Here is a 20,555-nt window from a genome sequence, read left to right on the forward strand (position 1 = left end):
CCCAGCGCTTGACCGCAACTAATTGCTATGCAAGACGGTATTCAGCTCAACGGCGCTTTTGTTGGTCAAGCACTCCACCGCGCCATTGGTGGAGTTCCTGCGAAAGAGCAGGTCGGACTTGCCGGCCAGCGCGCGCGCCTTGATGTGCTCTACCAACTGGCCGCTGTCATCCATCAGAGCGACTTTGGTGCCGGCGGTAATGTAGAGGCCGGCCTCCACCGTGCAGCGATCCCCCAGGGGAATACCGATGCCGGCGTTGGCACCGAGCAGGCAGTTTTCGCCCACGGAAATGACGATATTCCCACCTCCGGAAAGGGTGCCCATAGTGGAACTGCCACCCCCCAGATCCGATCCCTGGTGGACAAAGACCCCGGCGGAGATACGCCCCTCGATCATATTGGGGCCTTGGGTACCGGCGTTAAAGTTGACAAAACCCTCGTGCATGATGGTGGTGCCTTCGCCCAAATAGGCGCCGAGGCGCACGCGCGCGGTATGGGCGATACGGATCCCGGCGGGCACCACGTAATCGGTCATTTTGGGGAATTTGTCCACACAGGACACCGTGAGAAATTCTCCTTTAAGCCTGGCCTCCAACTGGCGCTGGGGTAGCTCTGTCAGGTCAATCGCACCCTGGTTTGTCCAGGCGACGTTGACCAGCCTGGAAAAGATGCCCTCCAGATTGGTCTCGTGGGGTTTCACCAGGCGGTGGGAGAGCAGGTGTAACTTCAGGTAGGCCTCGGGTACAGATTGTGGTGGTGCATCACTGCAGAGCACAACAACCGTGAGGGGGCGTCCGGTGGTGGCGAATCGCTGGAGAATTTCTGCCTGCTCGTCGGCGCCAGCACGCAGTAGTGTATCTGCGAGGATGGGCAGGTGAGTGGCGCTCAGGGGCAGGCTGTGGTTGCCGCCATCGATGTGCAGGGTTTCCTTTACTGCAGCGGCCACGGCGGTGCTGGGCTTAAACAGTGGCTTGGGGTAGAAGACTTCCAGCCAGTCGCCCTTGCTGTTACAGGTACCGATACCAAACCCGATACTATAGGTATTGTCCTTCAATGTTCTCTCCTAGTTGTACTGGCCGGTGAGCTGGGCGAATTCCGCTTCTTTAAAACCGAAGCGGGTGCTGTCAGCGGTGCTGGTCACTGGGCGTCTGATCAGGGTGGGCGTCTCGCTGGCAAGTGCCAGTGCCGTATCGTTGTCCATACAGTTTTTCTGTTCGTCGCTGAGAGCCCGCCAACTGGTGGATCGGCGGTTCAGCACTTCCTGCCAGCCAAACTCCTGCAGCCAGCGCTTGAGGGGCACAGCCTGCATGCCGTCCTCACGGAAATCGTGAAAATGGTGATCGATCCCATTTTTCTCAAGCCATTTGCGGGCTTTCTTCACGGTATCGCAGTTTTTTATGCCGTACAGAGTAATCACAATCATGCCTTTTTGGTTTTCTTTGGATTTTTGCGGTTGGGGTAACAGGTAGTGCAGATCTCGCACTGGGTACCGTCACAGCCCCGCGCGGAGCAGAATTCCCGACCGTAGAAAATAATCTGCAAATGTAATTTATTCCACTTTTCTTTAGGGAAAAGTCGCTTCAGATCTTTTTCGGTCTGGTTGACGTTCCTGCCGCTGGTGAGCCCCCAGCGCTGGGCCAGGCGATGAATATGGGTGTCAACCGGGAAGGCCGGGTGGCCGAAAGCCTGTGACATCACCACGCTGGCGGTTTTGTGGCCGACGCCGGGGAGGGTTTCCAGTGCAGCCATATTTTCCGGTACGGCGCTGTGGTATTCATTGACCAGAATTTGTGACAGTTTGCTGATCGCCTTGGATTTCTGCGGTGACAACCCGCAGGGACGGATAACCGCCTGGATTTTTTCCACGGGAACCAGGGCCATGTCCCGGGGGTTATCCGCCAGCTTCCAGAGCGCGGGAGTGACCTGGTTGACGCGTTCGTCGGTACACTGGGCGGACAGCAGCACTGCAACCAGCAGGGTATAGGGGTCTTTGTGGTCGAGAGGGACGGGGGTTTCCGGATAGATTGCCTCCAATTGCTGCTGGATATAGGCTACCCGCTCTCGCTTGAGTAGATTTCTTACTGCCATGCTTCGCTACGCCTGGGTTGGGCTCCTGTAATGGTATTTCTTTGCCGGGGGTGCCTTAACGGCAGAAGGTTCGAATGCGCTGAGCGGCCTCCACACATTCCTGCAGTGTTGCCACCAGTGCAATGCGCACATAACTGCTGCCGGGATTCACACCTTCGCTGTCGCGGGCCAGATAGGCTCCCGGGAGTACGGTGATATTCTGTTGTCGAAACAGGGTTTTGGCAAAGTGTTCGCCATCGCCGACAAAGGGCCACAGATAAAAGCCGGCCTGGGGCCGCTCTACGTCGAGGCAACCATTGAGGATATCGAGTACAGTGGTAAATTTCTCCCGATAGATCGCGCGATTTTGCCGCACGTGCTGTTCATCCCGCCAGGCGGCGACGGACGCGTACTGCGCGTAGAGTGGCATGGCGCAGCCGTGATAGGTGCGATAGAGTGAGAATTTTTCCAGCAGTTGTGCATCGCCTGCAACAAACCCTGAGCGCAACCCGGGTAAGTTGGAGCGCTTCGACAGACTGTGAAAAACCACGCAGCGGCGGAAGTCGCTGCGGCCGATGTCCTCGCAAGCCTGCAGGAGGCCCACTGGGGGTGCCCCTTCGTCGAAGTAGAGTTCCGAGTAGCACTCGTCTGCGGCAATGGTGAAATCGTAGCGGTCCGCCAACCGGATCAGCTGATGAAAATCCGCAGCCTCCAGCATGGCGCCGGTGGGGTTGCCCGGCGAGCAGAGATAGACAAGATCGCACTGGTGCCACACCGCCGCGGAAACCGCGGCGAAATCCGCTTTGAAGCCATTTGCGGCCTGGCAGTTGACAAGGTGTGGTTTGGCACCGGCGAGCAGTGCGCCCCCTTCATAGATCTGGTAGAAGGGATTGGGCATCAATACTTTGCTGCCCGTTGACACCATGGCTTGGGCGAAGGCAAACAACCCTTCGCGGGTACCGCTGAGCGGCAATACCTGGGTTTCGGCGCAGACGTTTGCAAGCTGAAATCGCGCCCGCAGCCAATTGGCAATGGCCGCCCTCAGAGGCGCTATGCCCCTGGTAGACGGATATTGCGGGAGCTTGTCCAGATGCTCGATGAGTTCGTCGCAGACAAATGCCGGCGGTGTGTGTTTTGGTTCGCCCATAGCGAGGGCGATATGTGGTTTATCCGCCGGCTTCAGTCCCGCTTTCAAAGACCGGAGTTTGCTGAAGGGATAGGGCTGCAGCCGATCCAGATTGGGGTTCATGGCAGTGTTGTCCGCGGTTTCAATTAGGGCTGCTGTGGCGCCCGGTAGTCGTCCAGCTCCCGACAGATGGCCTCCTCCAGTGCGCGATTGGCCTCTGTTGCACGGAGTGGTCGGCCCTCGGCATCGGTAATGTGGAAGACATCCTCCACGCGCTCCCCGAGGGTAGTTATCCTGGCGTTGTGCAGGCGCAGGCCATGGGCAATAAAAATACGTGCGATGCGCGCGAGCAGGCCGGGCCTGTCTGCACTGGTTATCTCCAGGGTGCTGTAGTGGTCACCGGGCTCGGTGGACAGATGTGCCCGACTCTCCAGCTCAAACATTTTTAAACGCCGGGGCGTGCGCCGCTGTATAACCTTGGAATAGTCCTCCACCAGGGCCAGTTCCCGTTGCAGCGTATCGCGAATCTGCCGCAATCGCTGCGGTTCGTCCAGCAGGGGCTGGCCGGATTCATCCAGTACGTAAAAGGTGTCAAGGGTATAGCCAGAGGCGGAATTGTACAGGCGCGCATCGTGCACGCTCAGATTGAGCAAGTCGAGGCCGGTCACCGCGGCGGCAAATACATTGGGCCTGTCGGGCGTGTACACGAAGACCTGAGTGGCGCCGTCGTGCTCGCCGGGGCCGGAATTGCGGGTGAGCACCAGGGTATCACGCTGCTCCAGCGGGGTATTGCCGTGCAGTTCGTGGATCGCGGCGGTGTGCCAGGCAATGTTGTCGGCACTCTCGCGTACAAAGTAGTCCTCGCCCATCTGCGCCCAAATACTCTTTACCCCAGTCTCGGACAGCCCCAGGGCGCGCAGCTTCTCCAGAGCCTGGCCGCGGGTTTCGGCAATAATTTCCTCGCGATCAATGGGATTCTCAAGTCCCCGGCGCAGGGCGTGCTGGGTGGCCTGGTAGAGTTGGCGCAATAGACTGGCGCGCCAGCTATTCCACAGTTCCGGATTAGTGGCATTAATATCTGCCACTGTCAAAGCGTAGAGGTAATCCAGGTGCTCGCGATCACCTACTTCGCGGGCGAAGGCATGCACCACTTCCGGGTCGCTGATGTCCTGTTTTTGGGATACCTGGCTCATCAGCAGGTGTTTTTCCACAAGCCAGCAGACCAGGCGCTGGTCCCGTGCGGGCAACTGGTGACGTTGGCAAAAATGAACAGCATCCAGAACACCGAGCTTTGAGTGATCACCGCCGCGACCCTTGGCGATATCGTGGTAGAGGCCGGCGATATACAGCAACTCCGGTTGGCGCATGCGAGTGAGTATCTCCGCGGCAATGGGAAACCGCTCCTGAGCTTCGGGGCTGCGAAAACTGCGCATATTGCGCACAACCTGCAGGGTGTGCGCATCTACGGTGTAAATGTGGAAGAGATCGTGCTGCATCTGCCCTGTGACCCGTCCGAACTCCGGCAGGTAGCGCCCGAGAATGCCATAGCGAGTCATGCGTGTGAGCTGGCTGGAGAGGCCGCGCGGCGAGCGCAGCAACTGCATAAACAGCGCGCTATTGGCCGGGTTGGCACGAAAGTCTTCATTGATCAAGAGGCGGTGTGCCCGTATCAGGCGAATGGTGGAGGCGCGTACGCCAGTGATCTTTGGGTTTTGAGCCATCAGCACGAAAATTTCCAGCAGTGCCGAGGGGTGCTCGCTAAAAACCTGGGGGTAGGTAACTTCAATGGTATCGTCACGCAGCTGAAAGCGCTCGTTTACCGGAGTGATGGTGTGTACCCTGCCGCGCTGCAGGATCACTTCGCCGAGATACTGCAGGAGTACATCATTGAGTTCGCGCAATGACATGACGACACGGTAGTAATTGTGCATAAATTGCTCTACTGCCAGCTGTGAGTCGGTGTCTACGTAACCAAATTGTTTTGCCAGCGTTCTCTGGTAATCGAACAGCAGGCGCTCCTCAGCGCGTCCGGCGAGCAGGTGCAGGCCGTAGCGCAGGCGCCACAGAAAGGTCTCGCCGGAGCGTAGGATGGCAAATTCCTCCTCGGTTAACAGTCTGCCCTGTAGCTGCTTCAGGCTGCGTATGGGGAAGAAGTACTTGGCAACCCAGGTGATGGTCTGGATATCCCGCAGTCCGCCGGGAGTGTTTTTGATGTTGGGCTCCAGGATATTTTCCCCCGCCTGCTGGCGGTTATGGCGCGCTTCCTGCTCGGCGAGCTTGGCGAGGAAAAATGCTTCTGCGGGCCATGGTTTGCTGTGGTCCATGTGGACTGCCAGCTGTTTTCCGGGTTTCTCGTCCCCGACTACGGTGCGGGATTCAGTGAGGTTTGTGACAACGGTAATATCCTGTGCGGCCAGTGCCAGGCATTCCTCCACGCTGCGCACCGAGTGACCGATATCCAGGCCCAGATCCCAGAGAAAAGTCACGAGCTGCTCGATGTTGTCCACGCTACCGGTATCGAGGCTGCTGTCGGTGAGTATCAGCAGATCGATGTCCGAATGTGGGTGCAGCTCGCCCCGGCCGTAGCCCCCGACGGCAAGCAGTCCGATACCGGGCTTCCAGAGGTACTGGTGCCAGGCGTAGTGCAACAGGCAGTCCACAAATAGCGCGCGGTCATGTACCAGGGTGCCCACGTCCTCCCCTTCGCGGAACCTTTCCGTCATCTGCTGCTCTGCCGCACTGACGGCGTCCTTGAAAATCTGAAGCGGTGGCTTGTCACCGGCGGCGAGGTCCCGGCGAAAGCGGGTCTGATCAAAGAAAAACAGGGGGGGCTCGAAGTAAGGGGGGCTGGCCGGCTGCATGGATAGATCCGCTTGGCTGTGTTCTGGTATGTGAATGCCGCAGGGAGTCCCAGCATCAATCAACCGAAGCCGGGCGTTGTGATGCGTACAGCGTGCTGGCTAAAAATGCTCTTCGCTCCTTGCGGTCAGTATCTCCACGCCGCTGTCGGTGACTGCCATTGTGTGTTCCCACTGTGCAGACAGGCGACGGTCTTTGGTAATAGCAGTCCAGCCGTCACTGAGGACACGGGTAACGGCTTTGCCCGCGTTGATCATTGGCTCGATGGTGAAGGTCATGCCCTCCCTCAGTGCGTCCCCAGTGCCCGGCTGGCCGTAGTGCAATATTTGTGGCTCCTCGTGGAAGACGTCGCCGATACCGTGACCACAGAAATCACGCACCACGGAGTAGTAATTCTTTTCTGCGTGTTGCTGTATAACGTGGCCGATGTCACCGAGGGTTGTGCCTGGACGTACTATCTCGATAGCTTTGTACAGGCATTCCTGGGTGACGCGCACCAGGCGCTCGGCATGTGTCGCAGGTTTGCCGGCAAAGAACATTTTACTGGTGTCGCCGTACCAGCCATCTTTGATGACGGTGACATCAATATTGATGATGTCCCCCTTTTTCAAGATCTTGTTTTTGGACGGTATACCGTGGCAAACCACTTCGTTAACCGAAGTACAGATGGATTTGGGAAAACCGCGGTAGCCGAGGCAGGCGGGGATCGCTTTTTGTACATTGACTATATGGTCGTGGCAGCGCTGGTCCAATTCTTCCGTACTGACTCCGGGGACGACATACTCGCCAATCATTTCCAGGACCTCTGCAGCGAGGCGACCTGCAGTGCGCATCTTGGCGATCTGTTCCGGGGTCTTGATGATCGAAGTCATGCGTATCCTTTGTCTCTGTGTCAAGGGAGGGGCCCGATACAAGGCGCCATTGTAGCGGATTGCCGCTGGCGGGGCATACCGTGCCGGTCCCGGCTGCACTGGGGCGGGCTTATTGCCTGCCTATCTTCACTCGGGTTGGGGATTGTGGTATAAAGCGCGCCGCTCCCGACTACTTCGAGCTTTCGGGGCGAAAAATGCCGAACACGCATCGGCACATGTATCTGGGTGCCTCGAGAGGGGTTGATGCATGGGATGTGTGGAAGTCTAACCCGTACAGTTAAAGGTTTATTATGCCGCAAGTAAGCATGCGCGACATGTTGCAGGCCGGTGTCCATTTTGGCCACCAGACCCGCTATTGGAACCCGAAGATGGGTCAATTCATCTTTGGCGCCCGTAATAAGATTCACATCATCAACCTTGAGCACACTGTGCCGGCTTTTAATGAAGCCCTGCAGGTGATCAAGGGGATGGCTGCCCAGAAAAAAAAGATACTGTTCGTAGGCACCAAGCGCGCCGCACAGAAGTCTGTTAAAGAGCAGGCTGAGCGCTGTGGCCAGCCTTACGTCAGTAATCGCTGGCTGGGTGGAATGCTCACCAACTACAAAACGATCCGCGCTTCTATCAAGCGTTTTCGCGATCTGGAAACCCAATCCCGGGATGGTACCTTTGAAAAGCTGACCAAGAAGGAAGCTCTGATGCGCACCCGCACCATGGAGAAGCTGGAGCGCTCTATTGGGGGTATCAAGGATATGGGCGGTCTGCCTGACGCGGTCTTTGTTATTGATGTTGAGCACGAGCGCATTGCTATCCAGGAGGCGAACAAGCTGGGCATTCCGGTCATCGGTGTTGTCGATACCAACAGCGATCCCTCTGGCGTCGATTATGTGATTCCCGGCAACGACGACGCGATCCGCGCTATTAAGCTTTACACCACAGCGGTGGCGGACGCAGTACTTGCCGGTGCGACCGAGGCCGGCAGTGCTGTGACCAAAAAAGACGAATACGTTGAAGCTAGTGATGATGAAGCGGCTGCAGAGTAATTTGCTGGATGCCATGGTGTAGCACAGTAGCGTTACACTGCGAACTTAAAAAAGGGGCCCGGGTAACGGCCCCTTTTTTCTAATTTTTAGTAATAGAACCCCGAGGATTTAATCATGGCGATTACCGCGTCTATGGTAAAAGAATTGCGCGAGCGCACCGGTCTCCCAATGATGGAGTGTAAAAAGGCGCTCACTGCAGCGGATGGCGATATCGAGAAAGCGATTGAGGATCTGCGCAAAGCCTCCGGTCTGAAGGCGGCGAAGAAGGCTGGTCGCACTGCTGCAGATGGCGTTGTTGCTGGAAAAGTTGCCGAAGACGGCAGCTTCGGCGTATTGGTTGAAGTGAACTCGGAAACCGACTTCGTCGCCCGCGACGAAAATTTTCAATTGTTTGTTGCAAAGGTGGTCGAAAAGGCATTCTCTGAACGCCAGCGGGATGTTGCTGCGCTGATGGAAGGCGAGCTGGAGAGCGCTCGCGAGGCTCTGGTACAGAAAATTGGTGAGAATATTGGTGTGCGCCGTATCCAGCTAGTGGAAGCCCCGGTTGTCGGTGCTTATGTGCACTCTAACAGTCGTATCGCCGCGCTGGTGGCCCTCAGCGGCAGCAATACCGAATTGGCGAAAGACGTTGCCATGCACGTGACTGCGGTCAACCCGCAGGTGAACAAGCCGGAGGATATGCCTGAGGATGTTCTTGAGAAAGAGAAGGACATCATCAAGGCTCAGCCCGACATGGATGGCAAGCCGGCGGAAATCGTTGAGAAGATGATGGGTGGTCGAATCAAGAAGTTCCTCAAAGAGAACAGCCTGGTTGAACAGCCGTTTGTTAAAAACCCGGATGTGAGTATCGGCAAACTGGTGAAAGAGGCCGGTGCCGATGTGGTTTCCTTTGTGCGTTTTGAAGTGGGTGAAGGGATCGAGAAAGAGGAAGTGGACTTCGCAGCCGAAGTTGCCGCGCAGGTTAAGTCCACTTCCTGATCGTGAAGTGAGGGCGCTATTGATGCCCGTGCACTGCTGGGGTGTCTCAACTGCGCTTACTGAGAATGCAGTGGGACATGCCCCTGTGTAAATAGCAGATAGCATTAGGATGTTCGGCGCCAGTGCTTGGCCACTAAACAGGTATCTAGGAGAGGACCGACGCATGCCCGGAATTAAGGATCGCAAATACAAGAGAATTCTCTTAAAACTCAGCGGTGAAGAACTGATGGGTGATCAGGGCTTTGGTATCAGTCCCAAAGTGCTGGATAAAATGGCCCTGGAGATTGGTCAACTGGTGGGCATTGGGGTACAGGTTGGCTTGGTAGTCGGGGGTGGCAACCTGTTCCGAGGCGCTGCGCTGAACGCCGCTGGCCTCGATCGCGTTACCGGCGACCATATGGGAATGCTGGCAACGGTAATGAATGCTCTGGCTCTGCGCGATGCTCTGGAGAGATCCGATATCTCCTCGCGGGTCATGTCATCCATTCAAATGAGCGGTATTGTTGACCATTACGACCGTCGCGCTGCAATTCGCTATCTGGAACGGGGCGAAGTGCTGATTTTTGCTGCTGGCACTGGCAATCCCTTTTTTACCACAGACTCCGCAGCGTGTTTGCGTGGGATCGAGATTGAAGCGGAACTGGTGCTTAAGGCCACCAAGGTAGATGGTGTCTACTCAGCCGACCCAGTGCTCGACCCCGCAGCGGCTCGTTATGACCAGCTGACCTACGACGAAGTGTTGAATAAAAAGCTGGGTGTGATGGACTTGACTGCAATTTGTCTCTGCCGTGAGCACAACATGCCCGTGCGGGTTTTTCGCATGGATAAAGCTGGTGCGCTACTCAATATCGTGGTGGGCGGTGAGGAAGGCACGCTAATTGAAGAGGAGGTGAAATCGTGATTGAAGATATCAAACAGGATGCCCGGGCTCGAATGAGCAAAGCGCTCGATGCACTGGCCGGCACTTTCAATAAGATCCGTACCGGTCGCGCGCACCCGAGTATTCTCGATGGCATTCATGTCTCTTATTACGGTGCTGATACACCGCTGTCCCAGGTGGCCAATATCACCGTAGAAGATGCGCGCACTCTGTCGGTAACGCCCTGGGAAAAAAGCCTGGTGCCGGATATCGAAAAAGCGATTATGAAGTCTGATCTTGGATTGAATCCCAGCACTGCCGGCGTGGTTATTCGTATCCCCATGCCTGCGCTGACTGAGGAAACCCGCAAGAATTTTATTCGCCAGGCCAAGGGCGAAGCGGAAACCGCACGTGTTTCCATTCGCAATATCCGTCGCGATGCGCTGACCGTAGTGAAGTCTTTGGTCAAGGATAAGGAAATTTCAGAAGATGACGAGCGTCGTGCTGGCGATGAGATCCAGAAAATTACCGATCAGTTTGTTGCGGGTGTCGATCAGGCACTTGTGGCTAAAGAAAAAGATCTGATGGAAATTTAATGGCCTTAGGTGGTACCGAGGTGACTGATCCCGGCCCCAGGCATATCGCCATCATTATGGATGGCAACGGACGCTGGGCCGCGCGTCGGGGACTCTCTCCTTCGGCAGGCCACAAGGCAGGGGCTGAGCGTATCCGCGATTTGTTGTCTGCGTGCAGAAATCGTGGTGTAAAAGTATTGACGCTATTCGCTTTTTCCAGTGAGAACTGGCAGCGTCCACCTAAAGAGGTGGCGCTGTTGATGCGCCTGTTTCACTCTTATTTGCGCAAAGAGGCCCGGCGTATGTGCGACGAAGGTGTGCGCCTGAGGGTGATTGGGCGGCGTGACCGCTTTTCTCTGCGTCTTCAGCGCGCCATTGCCGAGGCGGAGGAGATTACCTGCGGTGGAGAGCAGGGTGACCTGGTGATTGCGGCAGATTACGGTGGGCGCTGGGATATTGCCCAGGCTGCGCGCAGGCTTGCCGAAGAGGTGGCAGATGGCAAGCGCACAGTAGAGTCTATTGATGAGGAGGCAATGGAAGGTCAAATGCAACTCGCCGATTTGCCGCCGGTAGATCTGTTAATAAGATCCAGTGGGGAGCAGCGCATCAGCAATTTTATTTTGTGGCAAGCCGCTTACAGCGAATTCTTTTTTACCGATATATTGTGGCCTGATTTTGGCGAGGCCGCCCTGGATGAGGCAATCGCGTTGTTTAAGCAGCGTGACCGGCGCTTTGGTGGGCGAGCCGGGGCCGATGACAGTGCTGTGCCAGTCTGATTGATACCGGCTGGATGCGGAGTCATTTTTTGCCGGCGCAAAGTTTTTGGGGATACTATAGAGAGTGTTCTTGATCGGCGCGATATATGCAGGCAGAGTACGGGTGCAGATATAAGGGGTTTGCGGTGCTAAAACAAAGAATAATTACTGCTTTGGCCTTACTGGCACTGTTTTCCGGGGTTTTATTTCTGTTGCCGATGCAATGGTATTCGCTGGTGTTTGTCGCCGTGATTTTGCTGGGTGGCTGGGAATGGGCCAACCTTTCCAATCTCAACCGCGCACTGCGCCTAGTTTTTCTCTCCTCGCTGGGTGGCGCCCTGATAGCCACTGCCCAGTATGTGTTTTCAATGGATTTCAGTTCTCCGGATATCGACCGCGGACGCCAAATACTGGCGGTTGCCTGTGGTTGGTGGGCACTGGCTTTTCTATGGGTACAGAGTTATCCGGCCAGTGCCGTGCTATGGGGTAACCGTTGGATTCGCGGACTGGTTGGTCTGGTTGTGTTGGTGCCCAGTTGGCTGTCTTTGGTGATCCTGCGTGGACTCGATCACGGCGCTTGGCTGGTACTCTACGTTGTGGCCATTGTGGTATCCGCGGATGTGGGCGCCTATTTTGTCGGTCGCAAGTTCGGCAGACGCAAACTGGCCAGAGAGGTGAGTCCCGGCAAGTCGTGGGAGGGTTTTTTTGGGGGATTGGGTGCCTGCCTGATCCTCGCCCTTGCAACCTCATTCCTGTTTCAACTGCCCTTGAAGAACACGCTTCTTTTTACCTTCGGAGTGTTGGTAACGGCACTCGCCTCGGTCATTGGCGATTTGCTGGAGAGTATGTTTAAGCGTCACCGTGGCATTAAAGACAGCAGCCGAATATTGCCTGGCCACGGTGGGGTTATGGACAGGATCGACAGCCTTTGTGCGGCTTTGCCGGTGTTTACCATGGCCGCGCTGGCCAGTGAACTGCACAAATATCTCTAGCTGGCGCCGATAAATTTGTAACACGTGTCTCTCCGTGCTCCTGCCAATGGGGCTGAGCCGGAAGTCCTTTTGGCCCGGAGGTACAATGAGAACTCATGCGAAATAGATCTCCGCAAACCGTAACTGTGCTTGGCTCTACAGGTTCAGTTGGGGTCAGTACGCTCGATGTACTCGCACGCCACCCGCAGCAGTACTCCATTTATGCCTTGACAGCCCGCGACCGAGTTGCCGAGCTGGCCCAGCAGTGCAGGCGTTTTAGCCCCCGCTTCGCCGTGGTTGCCGGCGCGCGACGCGCACAGGAGTTGCAGTCTCTGCTGGCCGGTGAGGGCAACACCGAGGTTTTATCAGGCGTGGAAGGGCTGTGCAAGGTGGCATCGGACGCTGAAGTGGACACCGTGATGGCGGCGATCATTGGTGCGGCCGGATTGCGTCCAACGCTTGCTGCGGTGGAGTCTGGCAAAAAAGTGTTGCTTGCAAACAAGGAGGCACTGGTGATGGCCGGACCGGTGTTCCTGCGCGCGCTGCGGGCCAATGGTGCACAATTGCTGCCTATTGATAGCGAGCACAACGCGATCTTTCAGTGTCTGCCATATCCCTGTGAGAGCCTGGAAAACTCGGGTGTTGAAAAGATACTGCTCACCGGCTCCGGTGGTCCTTTTCGAACCCGTGCCAGGGAGGATCTGCACCGGGTCACACCGGATGAGGCCTGTGCGCACCCGAACTGGTCCATGGGGCGGAAGATCTCTGTGGACTCCGCCACCATGATGAATAAGGGGCTGGAGTTCATTGAGGCCTGTTTTCTGTTCGGTGCGCGCCCTGAACAGATTGAGGTAGTGGTGCATCCACAGAGTATTGTGCACTCAATGGTGCAGTACCGGGATGGGTCGTTACTGGCCCAGATGGGCAATCCGGATATGCGTACCCCAATTGCTCATGCGCTGGCTTTTCCGCAGCGCATGGATGCGGGCGTTCCGGCCCTCGATCTGATCGCCCAGGGACGGCTCGACTTTAAGGCGCCGGACTTTCACCGCTTTCCATGTCTGCGTTTGGCCAGAGAGGCAATTGATGCGGCGGGCAGTGCACCCACGGTCTTGAATGCGGCTAATGAAGTGGCAGTTGAGGCCTTTTTACAGGGGCGGCTGGCGTTTACCAGCATTGCAACTGCTATAGAGAAAGTCATGAATCGTGCTCCGGTGGTTGAACTGACCGGGCTCGAAACAGTCGAAGCAACTGATCTCAATGCGCGAGAATTGGCCCGGCAGGTAATAGGGGCTCTCTAGCCATAGGATAGGGCGTATAATGGCGGGGTTTGCGCATGATAAAGAAACTGTAATTGCATATGGACCTGATTCAGACGGTAATCTGGGCCCTGGTGGCTCTCGGTGTGCTGGTATCTTTCCACGAGTTTGGGCACTTCCTTGTAGCACGGCTTTTTGGGGTTAAAGTGCTGCGCTTTTCGGTGGGTTTTGGCCGCCGCCTTATCTCACGCTATGACCGACACGGCACGGAATTTACACTCTCGGCCATCCCCCTTGGCGGTTACGTCAAGATGCTGGATGAGCGGGAGGGGCCTGTTGCCCCCAATCAGGTAGAACAAGCCTTCAACCGCAAGAGTGTTTGGGCGCGCATTGCCATTGCTGCTGCCGGGCCGGTAGCGAATTTTCTCCTGGCGATTGTTTTATTTTGGGTGGTGTTTATGGGCGGGGCAGCCGGCCCTGTGCCTATAGTGCAGGCTGTGAAACCCGGCAGTATTGCTGAGGCTGCCGGGCTTGAGCCCGGCCAGGAAATTATCGCTGTAGATGGTGAGGCAACTCCAACCCGCCAGGCGCTGAACTGGCGTTTGGCCAACCGCCTCGGAGATAGTGGTGTCATAGAATTCTCCGTGCGCTACCCTGATTCAAACCTTGAATACCATGCAGCGGCAGACATCGATCGCTGGCTATCGGGCCAGGAGGTGCCTGACCCACTGGTCGGGGTGGGGCTCGAACTCTGGACGCCGCCGGCCAGTATGACACTTTATCGCGTTGTTGAGGGCAGTGCTGCCAGTACCGCTGGTCTTCGTGCCGGTGATAAGATTGTTGGTACCGATAGCCAGGCATTTTCGGACTGGGAAGACTGGAGTCGGTATGTGCGTGCCCATGCCGGCATCCCCATCCAGGTTGAGGTGGAGCGACAGGGTGAGAGGCTGACTCTGCCGGTGACCCCCGCAGAGGTTGCCCTCGACAGTGGTGAACTTGTTGGTCAGATCGGGGTGCTACCATTTTCAGAACCCTGGCCGGAGGATCGGATTCGGGTTTTTCACTACGGTATTGGTGGGGCTTTCTACAAGGGATTGCAGGAAACCTGGGATAAAACCCTGTTTACCTTGCATAGTTTGAAGAAGTTGATATTTGGTCAGATTTCAACCAAAAACTTGAGTGGCCCCATTACCATTGCTAAAGTGGCGGGTACTTCCGCAGAGGCGGGTTGGCAGTCCTTTCTGTCTCTGCTGGCGCTGCTCAGTATCACGCTCGGTGTACTCAACCTGCTCCCTATTCCGGTACTCGATGGCGGCCATCTCCTCTACTATGGTATTGAGGCGATCAAGGGCTCACCTGTGTCAGAACGGGTTCAGGTGATTGGAATGCAAGTGGGTATGGTATTGGTCCTCTGCATCATGGGATTGGCGCTGTACAATGACATTTTGCGCTTGTGACCTGTTGGATAGTTGCCGTCCAAACAGTGTGAAGGGAAATGGTGCCGGGAAGTGGGTGCTCACAGGGTACTTGCATCCCTGGTGCGCGAATAAAAAGACTCGGAATTAGTAGATGAAAGATTTCCTCAAAGCGGCCTCCCTCGGCCTGGTATTGCCGTTGAGTGCGATAGCGCAGTCGTTCGTGGTCAACGATATCCGCGTGGAAGGGTTGCAGCGCGTTTCGGCCGGTACGGTATTCTCTGCGCTCCCGGTTAGAGTGGGTGATGAAATTGAGGCTCTGGATATTCAGGGTGCGACCCGAGCGCTTTTCCGCACTGGCTACTTTGAAGATATTCAGATCGGCCGTGAAAATGGCGTCCTGGTTGTCACACTGAGAGAGCGCCCGGCGATATCCAAGATTGAGATTACCGGCAACAAGGCTATCTCAACGGAAGACCTGCTAAAGGGCATGCAGGAAAATGGCCTTGCCGAAGGCCAGATCTTTAAGCGTGCGACCCTGGAAGGGCTGGCCCAGGAGCTTCAGCGCCAGTATGTGGCGCAGGGGCGTTACGGTGCCAGTGTAAAAACCGAAGTGAAAGAGTTGCCGCGAAATCAGGTAGAACTCAAGATTATTGTGGATGAGGGCTCGGTCGCTGCCATCAAGCATATTAATATTGTCGGCAATCGCGCCTTTTCCGATGAGGAACTGGCGGAAATTTTTGAACTACAGACTACGGGCTGGTTGTCCTGGCTGCGCAGTGACGACAAATATTCCCGAGAGAAACTGACTGGCGATTTGGAACGTCTGGAGTCTTATTACCTAGACCGCGGTTATCTCGATTTCCAGATTGACTCCACCCAGGTCTCCCTGAGCCCGGACAAACGCAGTGTTTTTATTACTGTGAATGTGATCGAGGGCGATGTTTATACCGTGAGTGAGGTGGATCTGGCTGGTGACCCGGTTGTTCCGGAGGAGGAAATCCAGCGGTTACTGCTTGTGCGCGAGGGCCAGACTTTCTCCCAGGTGCTGATGACCACCACTTCCGATTATATTACCAAGCGCCTGGGCAATGAAGGGTATACCTTTGCGGAGGTCAACGGCATCCCCGAGCCGAATAGAGAAGAAAAGACGGTGAAGGTCACCTTCTTTATTAATCCCGGCAAGCGCGCCTATGTACGACGTATCAATTTTCGCGGCAATACCCGCACCTCAGATGAAGTATTGCGCCGCGAAATGCGCCAGATGGAATCCGCTTCGGCCTCGTCTGCACGTATTGAACAGTCAAAAGTCCGCCTCGAACGGCTCGGCTTCTTTAAGGAGGTTGAGGTTGAAACTACCGAAGTTCCGGGAACCTCAGACCAGATTGATGTGGAGTATACGGTCGAGGAGCAACCCTCTGGTTCTATTGGCGGAACCCTCGGCTATGCCGAGACCAGCGGCCTTGTACTGGGGGCCAATATTCAGGAAAACAACTGGATGGGCACGGGTAAATCGGTTGGCATTGGTTTGAATGCTTCAACATACCAGACCGCTGTTAACTTTTCCTATCTGGACCCTTACTTTACGCCAGATGGCGTCAGTCGTGGCTTCAATATTTATTATCGAAAAAATGACTATTCTGAGGTCAACCTGTCTGAATTTAATACCGAAACTTATGGTGGTGGTGTGAGTTTTGGTTATCCGGTCTCTGAAATCTCCCGTGTGGGTTTGAATATTGGGCTCAGTCACCTCGAGCTCTCTACAAGTTCGACTTCGGTGCAGGAAATTGCTTCGAGCCCGACTCCACTGATTGGGATAGACGGGGTTATTACCAGGGTAGATTCTCAGGAAGTGGTTGCAGCTTCCCAAGAGGAGGATCCTGTAGATTTGGACTTGGCAATGCCACTCACTGAGGGCTTGTTTCCTTCCGATGGTTTTATTGATCGTTACGGGGATTCGTTTGATAACCTGAGTCTGACCGCCTCCTATGCGCGCTCCACGTTGAACCGCGGGATTCTGGCCACGCGCGGGGCCTCTCAAAATTTTTCCGTGGAATTCACCGTACCCGGCAGTGATCTTGAATATTATAAGTTTATCTATACCGGCCAGTATTTCCGCCCACTGACCAGAAGCCTGACTTTGCGCCTGCGTACCCGTTTGGGTTACGGGGATGGTTATGGGAACCTCGACGAGTTGCCGTTTTTTGAAAACTTTTATGCCGGGGGCTTCGGATCGGTACGCGGGTTTGAGCGCAATACTCTTGGGCCCCGGTCTACGCCTGCGGAACGGCTGACTTTGTTACCTTGTGCGACCGTAGATGGAGAAATTACTCAAACTTGCTATGCGGTAGATTCTGATGGTCGCTTAGATACTTTTCCGGTTGATGATGCAGACCCCTTCGGCGGCAATATCTTAATTGAAGGCAGTGCAGAGGTGATATTCCCATTGCCGTTTATCAAGGATCAACGGTCTCTGCAGTCGGCCTTCTTTATCGATGCAGGCAATGTATTCGATACCAGCTGTGGCGATACCCAGATTAACTGTTACGATGTAGATTTTGGTAAAATGAATATTTCCGCGGGTTTGGGTCTGACCTGGATTACCGGTTTTGGCCCGCTTACCTTCAGTTTGGCCAAGCCATTGAAGAAAAACGAGGATGATGAGGAGGAGGTCTTCCAGTTTACCCTGGGTAACAGCTTCTAACCTTACAGTCTCACAGGAAAGGGTATGTATGGTGCAAATCGAGCACCGTAAAAATAACATTGATTGGAGAAACAAAAGTGCTTAAAAGTGTGAAAACTATCGCAGTTCTGCTAGTTGGTATGACTCTGTCCGGCGCTGCACTGGCGCAGACCAAAATTGCGATATTAAATCTGCAGGCTGCCATCATGAGCACGGATGTGGCCAAGTCAAAAGTGAATTCTTTAAAAACCAGCTCCGAATACTCCAAGCTGCAAAGTAGCGCGGAGTCGATTCGTTCCGAGGTGCAGAAAATGCAAGAGGATGCCCAGAAAAACAGTGTGACCTGGTCCGATGAGCAGAAGACCGAGTACCAGCGCAAGGTGAATTTCAAACGCTCCGATTTCGAGACCGCGGTTAAAAAGTTGCGCGCGATGGAGGCCCAGGTAGGTCAGGAAATACAAACTTCCCTGGGACCCAAGGCCAAGGCCGCACTGGAAGCGATTATCAAAGAGCAGAAGCTGGATCTGGTATTGGATGCCAATACAGCGTTTTTTGCCAGCCCCCAGGTCGACCTCACGCTGGCAGTTGTAAAGCGCATGAATGCAGAAAAGTAATCCCTAGCTTCTATGAGTGACAATTTGTCTCTGGCCCATCTTGCACGGGTACTGGGCGCTGAGCTGCGTCTGGCGCCCGGTGTGGACTCCCGATACGAAATTTCCGGTCTCAGTACTTTGCAGGATGCCGGAGCCAGCCACCTGGCTTTCCTGGCCAGTGCCGCCTACCGCCGCTTCCTAAAAAATACTGCTGCCGGTGCGGTGTTGGTCACTGAGGAGTTTGCCGACGATTGCCCGGTTTCCGTGCTCTGTGTCGAAAATCCCTATCTCGCTTTTGCCCGTGCGACAGCCCTGTTTAACTCAGCACCACAAGCGGAGGTCGGTATTCATCCCTCGGCAGCGGTTCACCCCGATGCTGAAATTGCCTCCAGTGCCAGTGTGGCCGCCGGCGCTGTAGTGGAAAGATATGCCAAAATTGGCCCCAATGTCTCTCTGGGGGCCAATTGCTTTGTGGGGGAGGGGGCTATTATAGGTGCGGGCAGTTGTTTGCACGCCGGTGCTGTTGTGCACCACCGTTGCAGCCTGGGCAGAGATTGTATTATCCACAGTCAGGCGGTAATTGGGGCCGATGGTTTCGGCTTTGCACATCACCAGCAGGAGTGGATCAAGATTTATCAACTCGGCGGGGTAAATATTGGCGATGATGTCGAAATAGGAGCCAATACCTGTGTTGATCGCGGGGCCCTGGGCGATACCATTATTGGCAGCGGGGTTAAGATCGACAATCTGGTTCAAATCGCGCACAATGTGAAGATTGGTGACTACACAGCCATTGCTGCTTGTTCAGGGATTGCCGGCAGTGCAGTCATTGGGAAGCATTGTGCCCTGGCTGGGTGCTCGCGTATCGCAGGGCATGTGACGATTGCCGATGGCTGTACTGTGACCGCCGATACTTTTGTGACCAAGTCCATTGACAGTCCGGGCAGTTATTCCGGTGCCCTGCCTTTTTCCGATAGCCCTACCTGGCGCCGCAATGCGGTGCGTTTTGGGCGGCTGGACAAAATGGCGAAGAGGCTGAAGGACTTGGAAAAACAGCTGGAAGCGTTGTCCCGCCATATTGATGGGGAGGGATGAAGCGGCTGGTAGTGAATGGATCAAACTTGGCTTTGTTGTTTTCGGGGCGTTTATCGCCCCGAAGTGGTTTCTGGGGGCATTTGGAATGATGGATGTATGTGAAATTCGCGAGTACCTGCCACACCGCTATCCTTTTTTGCTGGTGGACCGCGTTGTGGAGTTCGAAACGGGAAAGTCTATCAAGGGCTATAAGAACATTTCAGTGAATGAAGAGGTTTTCAACGGGCATTTTCCGCAGATGCCCATCTTCCCTGGGGTTATGATTATTGAAGCTATGGCACAGGTCTCCGGGATTCTTGGGTTCAAAAGCTCTGGTAAGAAGCCTGAAGACGGCTACCTGTACCTCTTTGGCGGTGTCGATAAGGTGCGCTTTAAACGCCAAGTGATTCCCGGAGACCGATTGGATCTCGAATCTGTATCGGTCTCTGTACGTCGCAATATCTGGAAATTTTCCTGTCAGGCCAGTGTCGGCAGTGAACTGGCAGCTTCTGCGGAGATCCTGTGTGCTGTGAAGAAAGTGTAGCCATTTTGCACCGCCGGCATGAGAATGGCCAATCTTTCGGCTTCTCTGTTGCGGCGTTAAGTTTATGGTACCCGCAGTGTCCACTATCTGAGGAGTAGGTTCCAGAATGCAGACAACTATCCACCCCACAGCGATTGTTGACCCAACGGCAATCATTGGTTCTGGGGTGAGTATCGGCGCCTACTCTATTGTCGGACCTGGAGTGGAAATAGGGGATGGTTGTGATATTGCCTCGCATGTGGTTCTGAGTGGGCCGAGCAGTCTGGGAAAGAACAACCGTATTTACCAGTTTGCCACGGTAGGTCAGGATACTCCGGATAAGAAGTACCAGGGGGAGGAGACCACGCTGGTTGTTGGAGATAATAACGTGATCCGGGAAGGGGTAACCATTCACCGTGGCACAGTGCAAGATCGCGGAGAGACTACCATCGGCAATGATAATCTGATCATGGCTTACGCCCATGTCGGCCATGACAGTGTAATTTGCAACAATACCATTCTGGTTAACAATGTGGCCCTTGCCGGCCACGTGGTTGTGCGGGATTGGGCCATCCTCAGTGGGTATAGCTTAGTGCATCAATACTGTACCATCGGTGAGCATGCTTTTCTTGGTATGGGAGCTGCTGTTGGCAAAGATGTACCGGCATATGTGATGGTTGCCGGAAACCCGGCTGAAGCAAAAACCTTTAACGTAGAGGGATTGCGTCGTCGCGGATTCTCCCGCGAGGAAACCGCGCTGATCGGCAAGGCCTATAAAACTGTGTATAGGCGCGGGCTGACGCAACAGGAAGCTCTACAGGCACTGGTGGAGCTGCGCGAACAATCTGCTGTCATTCAGCCCTGGATTGATTCATTGCAATTCTCCACCCGCGGTATTGTCCGTTAG

Annotated in this window: 19 protein-coding genes; 13 read left to right on the forward strand and 6 right to left on the reverse strand. The window is 55.1% G+C overall.

The window, feature by feature from the left end:
• Positions 1-18: 18 nt before the first annotated feature.
• The 6 genes from dapD to map form a co-directional block, all read right to left on the reverse strand.
• On the reverse strand, positions 19-1,053 hold the full coding sequence (dapD, locus tag M8T91_RS07275) for a 2,3,4,5-tetrahydropyridine-2,6-dicarboxylate N-succinyltransferase (RefSeq protein WP_301418251.1): 1,035 nt from the start codon (positions 1,051-1,053) through the stop codon (positions 19-21).
• A gap of 9 nt (positions 1,054-1,062) precedes the next feature.
• Entirely contained in the window at positions 1,063-1,422 is a 360-nt protein-coding gene (locus M8T91_RS07280; RefSeq protein WP_301418253.1) for an ArsC family reductase, read from the reverse strand.
• A complete protein-coding gene (gene nth / locus M8T91_RS07285) occupies positions 1,419-2,087 on the reverse strand; it encodes an endonuclease III (RefSeq protein ID WP_301418255.1) in 669 nt (222 codons plus the stop codon). Before nth ends, M8T91_RS07280 begins: the two co-directional genes overlap by 4 nt.
• A gap of 55 nt (positions 2,088-2,142) precedes the next feature.
• A complete protein-coding gene (gene dapC / locus M8T91_RS07290) occupies positions 2,143-3,315 on the reverse strand; it encodes a succinyldiaminopimelate transaminase (protein ID WP_301418257.1) in 1,173 nt (390 codons plus the stop codon).
• A gap of 23 nt (positions 3,316-3,338) precedes the next feature.
• The gene (locus M8T91_RS07295) at positions 3,339-6,053 is read right to left on the reverse strand and encodes a [protein-PII] uridylyltransferase (RefSeq protein WP_301418259.1); all 2,715 of its coding nucleotides are present in this window, start codon (positions 6,051-6,053) and stop codon (positions 3,339-3,341) included.
• A gap of 99 nt (positions 6,054-6,152) precedes the next feature.
• A complete protein-coding gene (map, locus tag M8T91_RS07300; protein WP_301418261.1) occupies positions 6,153-6,923 on the reverse strand; it encodes a type I methionyl aminopeptidase in 771 nt (256 codons plus the stop codon).
• A gap of 290 nt (positions 6,924-7,213) precedes the next feature.
• On the opposite strand from map, the gene rpsB reads away from it, so the two are divergent.
• The 13 genes from rpsB to lpxA all read left to right on the forward strand — a co-directional run bounded on the left by rpsB (position 7,214) and on the right by lpxA (position 20,555).
• Positions 7,214-7,963, forward strand: coding sequence for a 30S ribosomal protein S2 (gene rpsB, locus M8T91_RS07305; protein ID WP_301418263.1), 750 nt, complete (start codon positions 7,214-7,216; stop codon positions 7,961-7,963).
• Positions 7,964-8,077: 114 nt separating this feature from the next.
• Positions 8,078-8,941 (forward strand): translation elongation factor Ts, encoded by an 864-nt coding sequence (gene tsf / locus M8T91_RS07310; RefSeq protein WP_301418265.1) that lies wholly within the window; start codon positions 8,078-8,080, stop codon positions 8,939-8,941.
• A gap of 163 nt (positions 8,942-9,104) precedes the next feature.
• Positions 9,105-9,842: a UMP kinase gene (pyrH, locus tag M8T91_RS07315; protein ID WP_301418267.1), complete on the forward strand. Its 738-nt coding sequence runs from the start codon at positions 9,105-9,107 to the stop codon at positions 9,840-9,842.
• Positions 9,839-10,396, forward strand: coding sequence for a ribosome recycling factor (frr, locus tag M8T91_RS07320; protein WP_301418269.1), 558 nt, complete (start codon positions 9,839-9,841; stop codon positions 10,394-10,396). Before pyrH ends, frr begins: the two co-directional genes overlap by 4 nt.
• Positions 10,396-11,151: a polyprenyl diphosphate synthase gene (gene uppS / locus M8T91_RS07325; protein ID WP_301418271.1), complete on the forward strand. Its 756-nt coding sequence runs from the start codon at positions 10,396-10,398 to the stop codon at positions 11,149-11,151. The genes frr and uppS overlap by 1 nt, the downstream gene beginning before the upstream one ends.
• A 125-nt stretch (positions 11,152-11,276) precedes the next feature.
• Positions 11,277-12,122 carry a phosphatidate cytidylyltransferase gene (locus M8T91_RS07330; RefSeq protein WP_301418274.1) on the forward strand — a complete coding sequence of 282 codons (846 nt, stop codon included), beginning with the start codon at positions 11,277-11,279 and terminating at the stop codon, positions 12,120-12,122.
• 95 nt (positions 12,123-12,217) lie between these two features.
• Positions 12,218-13,402, forward strand: a complete 1,185-nt coding sequence (gene ispC / locus M8T91_RS07335) for a 1-deoxy-D-xylulose-5-phosphate reductoisomerase (RefSeq protein WP_301418276.1) — start codon at positions 12,218-12,220, stop codon at positions 13,400-13,402.
• A 59-nt stretch (positions 13,403-13,461) separates the two neighbouring features.
• Positions 13,462-14,817 (forward strand): RIP metalloprotease RseP, encoded by a 1,356-nt coding sequence (gene rseP / locus M8T91_RS07340; RefSeq protein ID WP_301418278.1) that lies wholly within the window; start codon positions 13,462-13,464, stop codon positions 14,815-14,817.
• A gap of 112 nt (positions 14,818-14,929) precedes the next feature.
• Positions 14,930-17,479: an outer membrane protein assembly factor BamA gene (gene bamA, locus M8T91_RS07345; protein WP_301418281.1), complete on the forward strand. Its 2,550-nt coding sequence runs from the start codon at positions 14,930-14,932 to the stop codon at positions 17,477-17,479.
• Between the two features lie 89 nt (positions 17,480-17,568).
• Complete coding sequence (locus M8T91_RS07350; RefSeq protein WP_301418283.1) at positions 17,569-18,072, forward strand: OmpH/Skp family outer membrane protein; 504 nt, start codon at positions 17,569-17,571, stop codon at positions 18,070-18,072.
• Positions 18,073-18,084: 12 nt separating this feature from the next.
• Entirely contained in the window at positions 18,085-19,146 is a 1,062-nt protein-coding gene (gene lpxD, locus M8T91_RS07355) for a UDP-3-O-(3-hydroxymyristoyl)glucosamine N-acyltransferase (protein ID WP_301418285.1), read from the forward strand.
• Between the two features lie 85 nt (positions 19,147-19,231).
• A complete protein-coding gene (gene fabZ, locus M8T91_RS07360; RefSeq protein ID WP_301418287.1) occupies positions 19,232-19,669 on the forward strand; it encodes a 3-hydroxyacyl-ACP dehydratase FabZ in 438 nt (145 codons plus the stop codon).
• 106 nt (positions 19,670-19,775) lie between these two features.
• On the forward strand, positions 19,776-20,555 hold the full coding sequence (lpxA, locus tag M8T91_RS07365; RefSeq protein WP_301418289.1) for an acyl-ACP--UDP-N-acetylglucosamine O-acyltransferase: 780 nt from the start codon (positions 19,776-19,778) through the stop codon (positions 20,553-20,555).

The organism is Microbulbifer sp. MI-G, from assembly GCF_030440425.1.
In the GTDB taxonomy this organism is placed as follows: Bacteria; Pseudomonadota; Gammaproteobacteria; order Pseudomonadales; family Cellvibrionaceae; genus Microbulbifer; species Microbulbifer spongiae.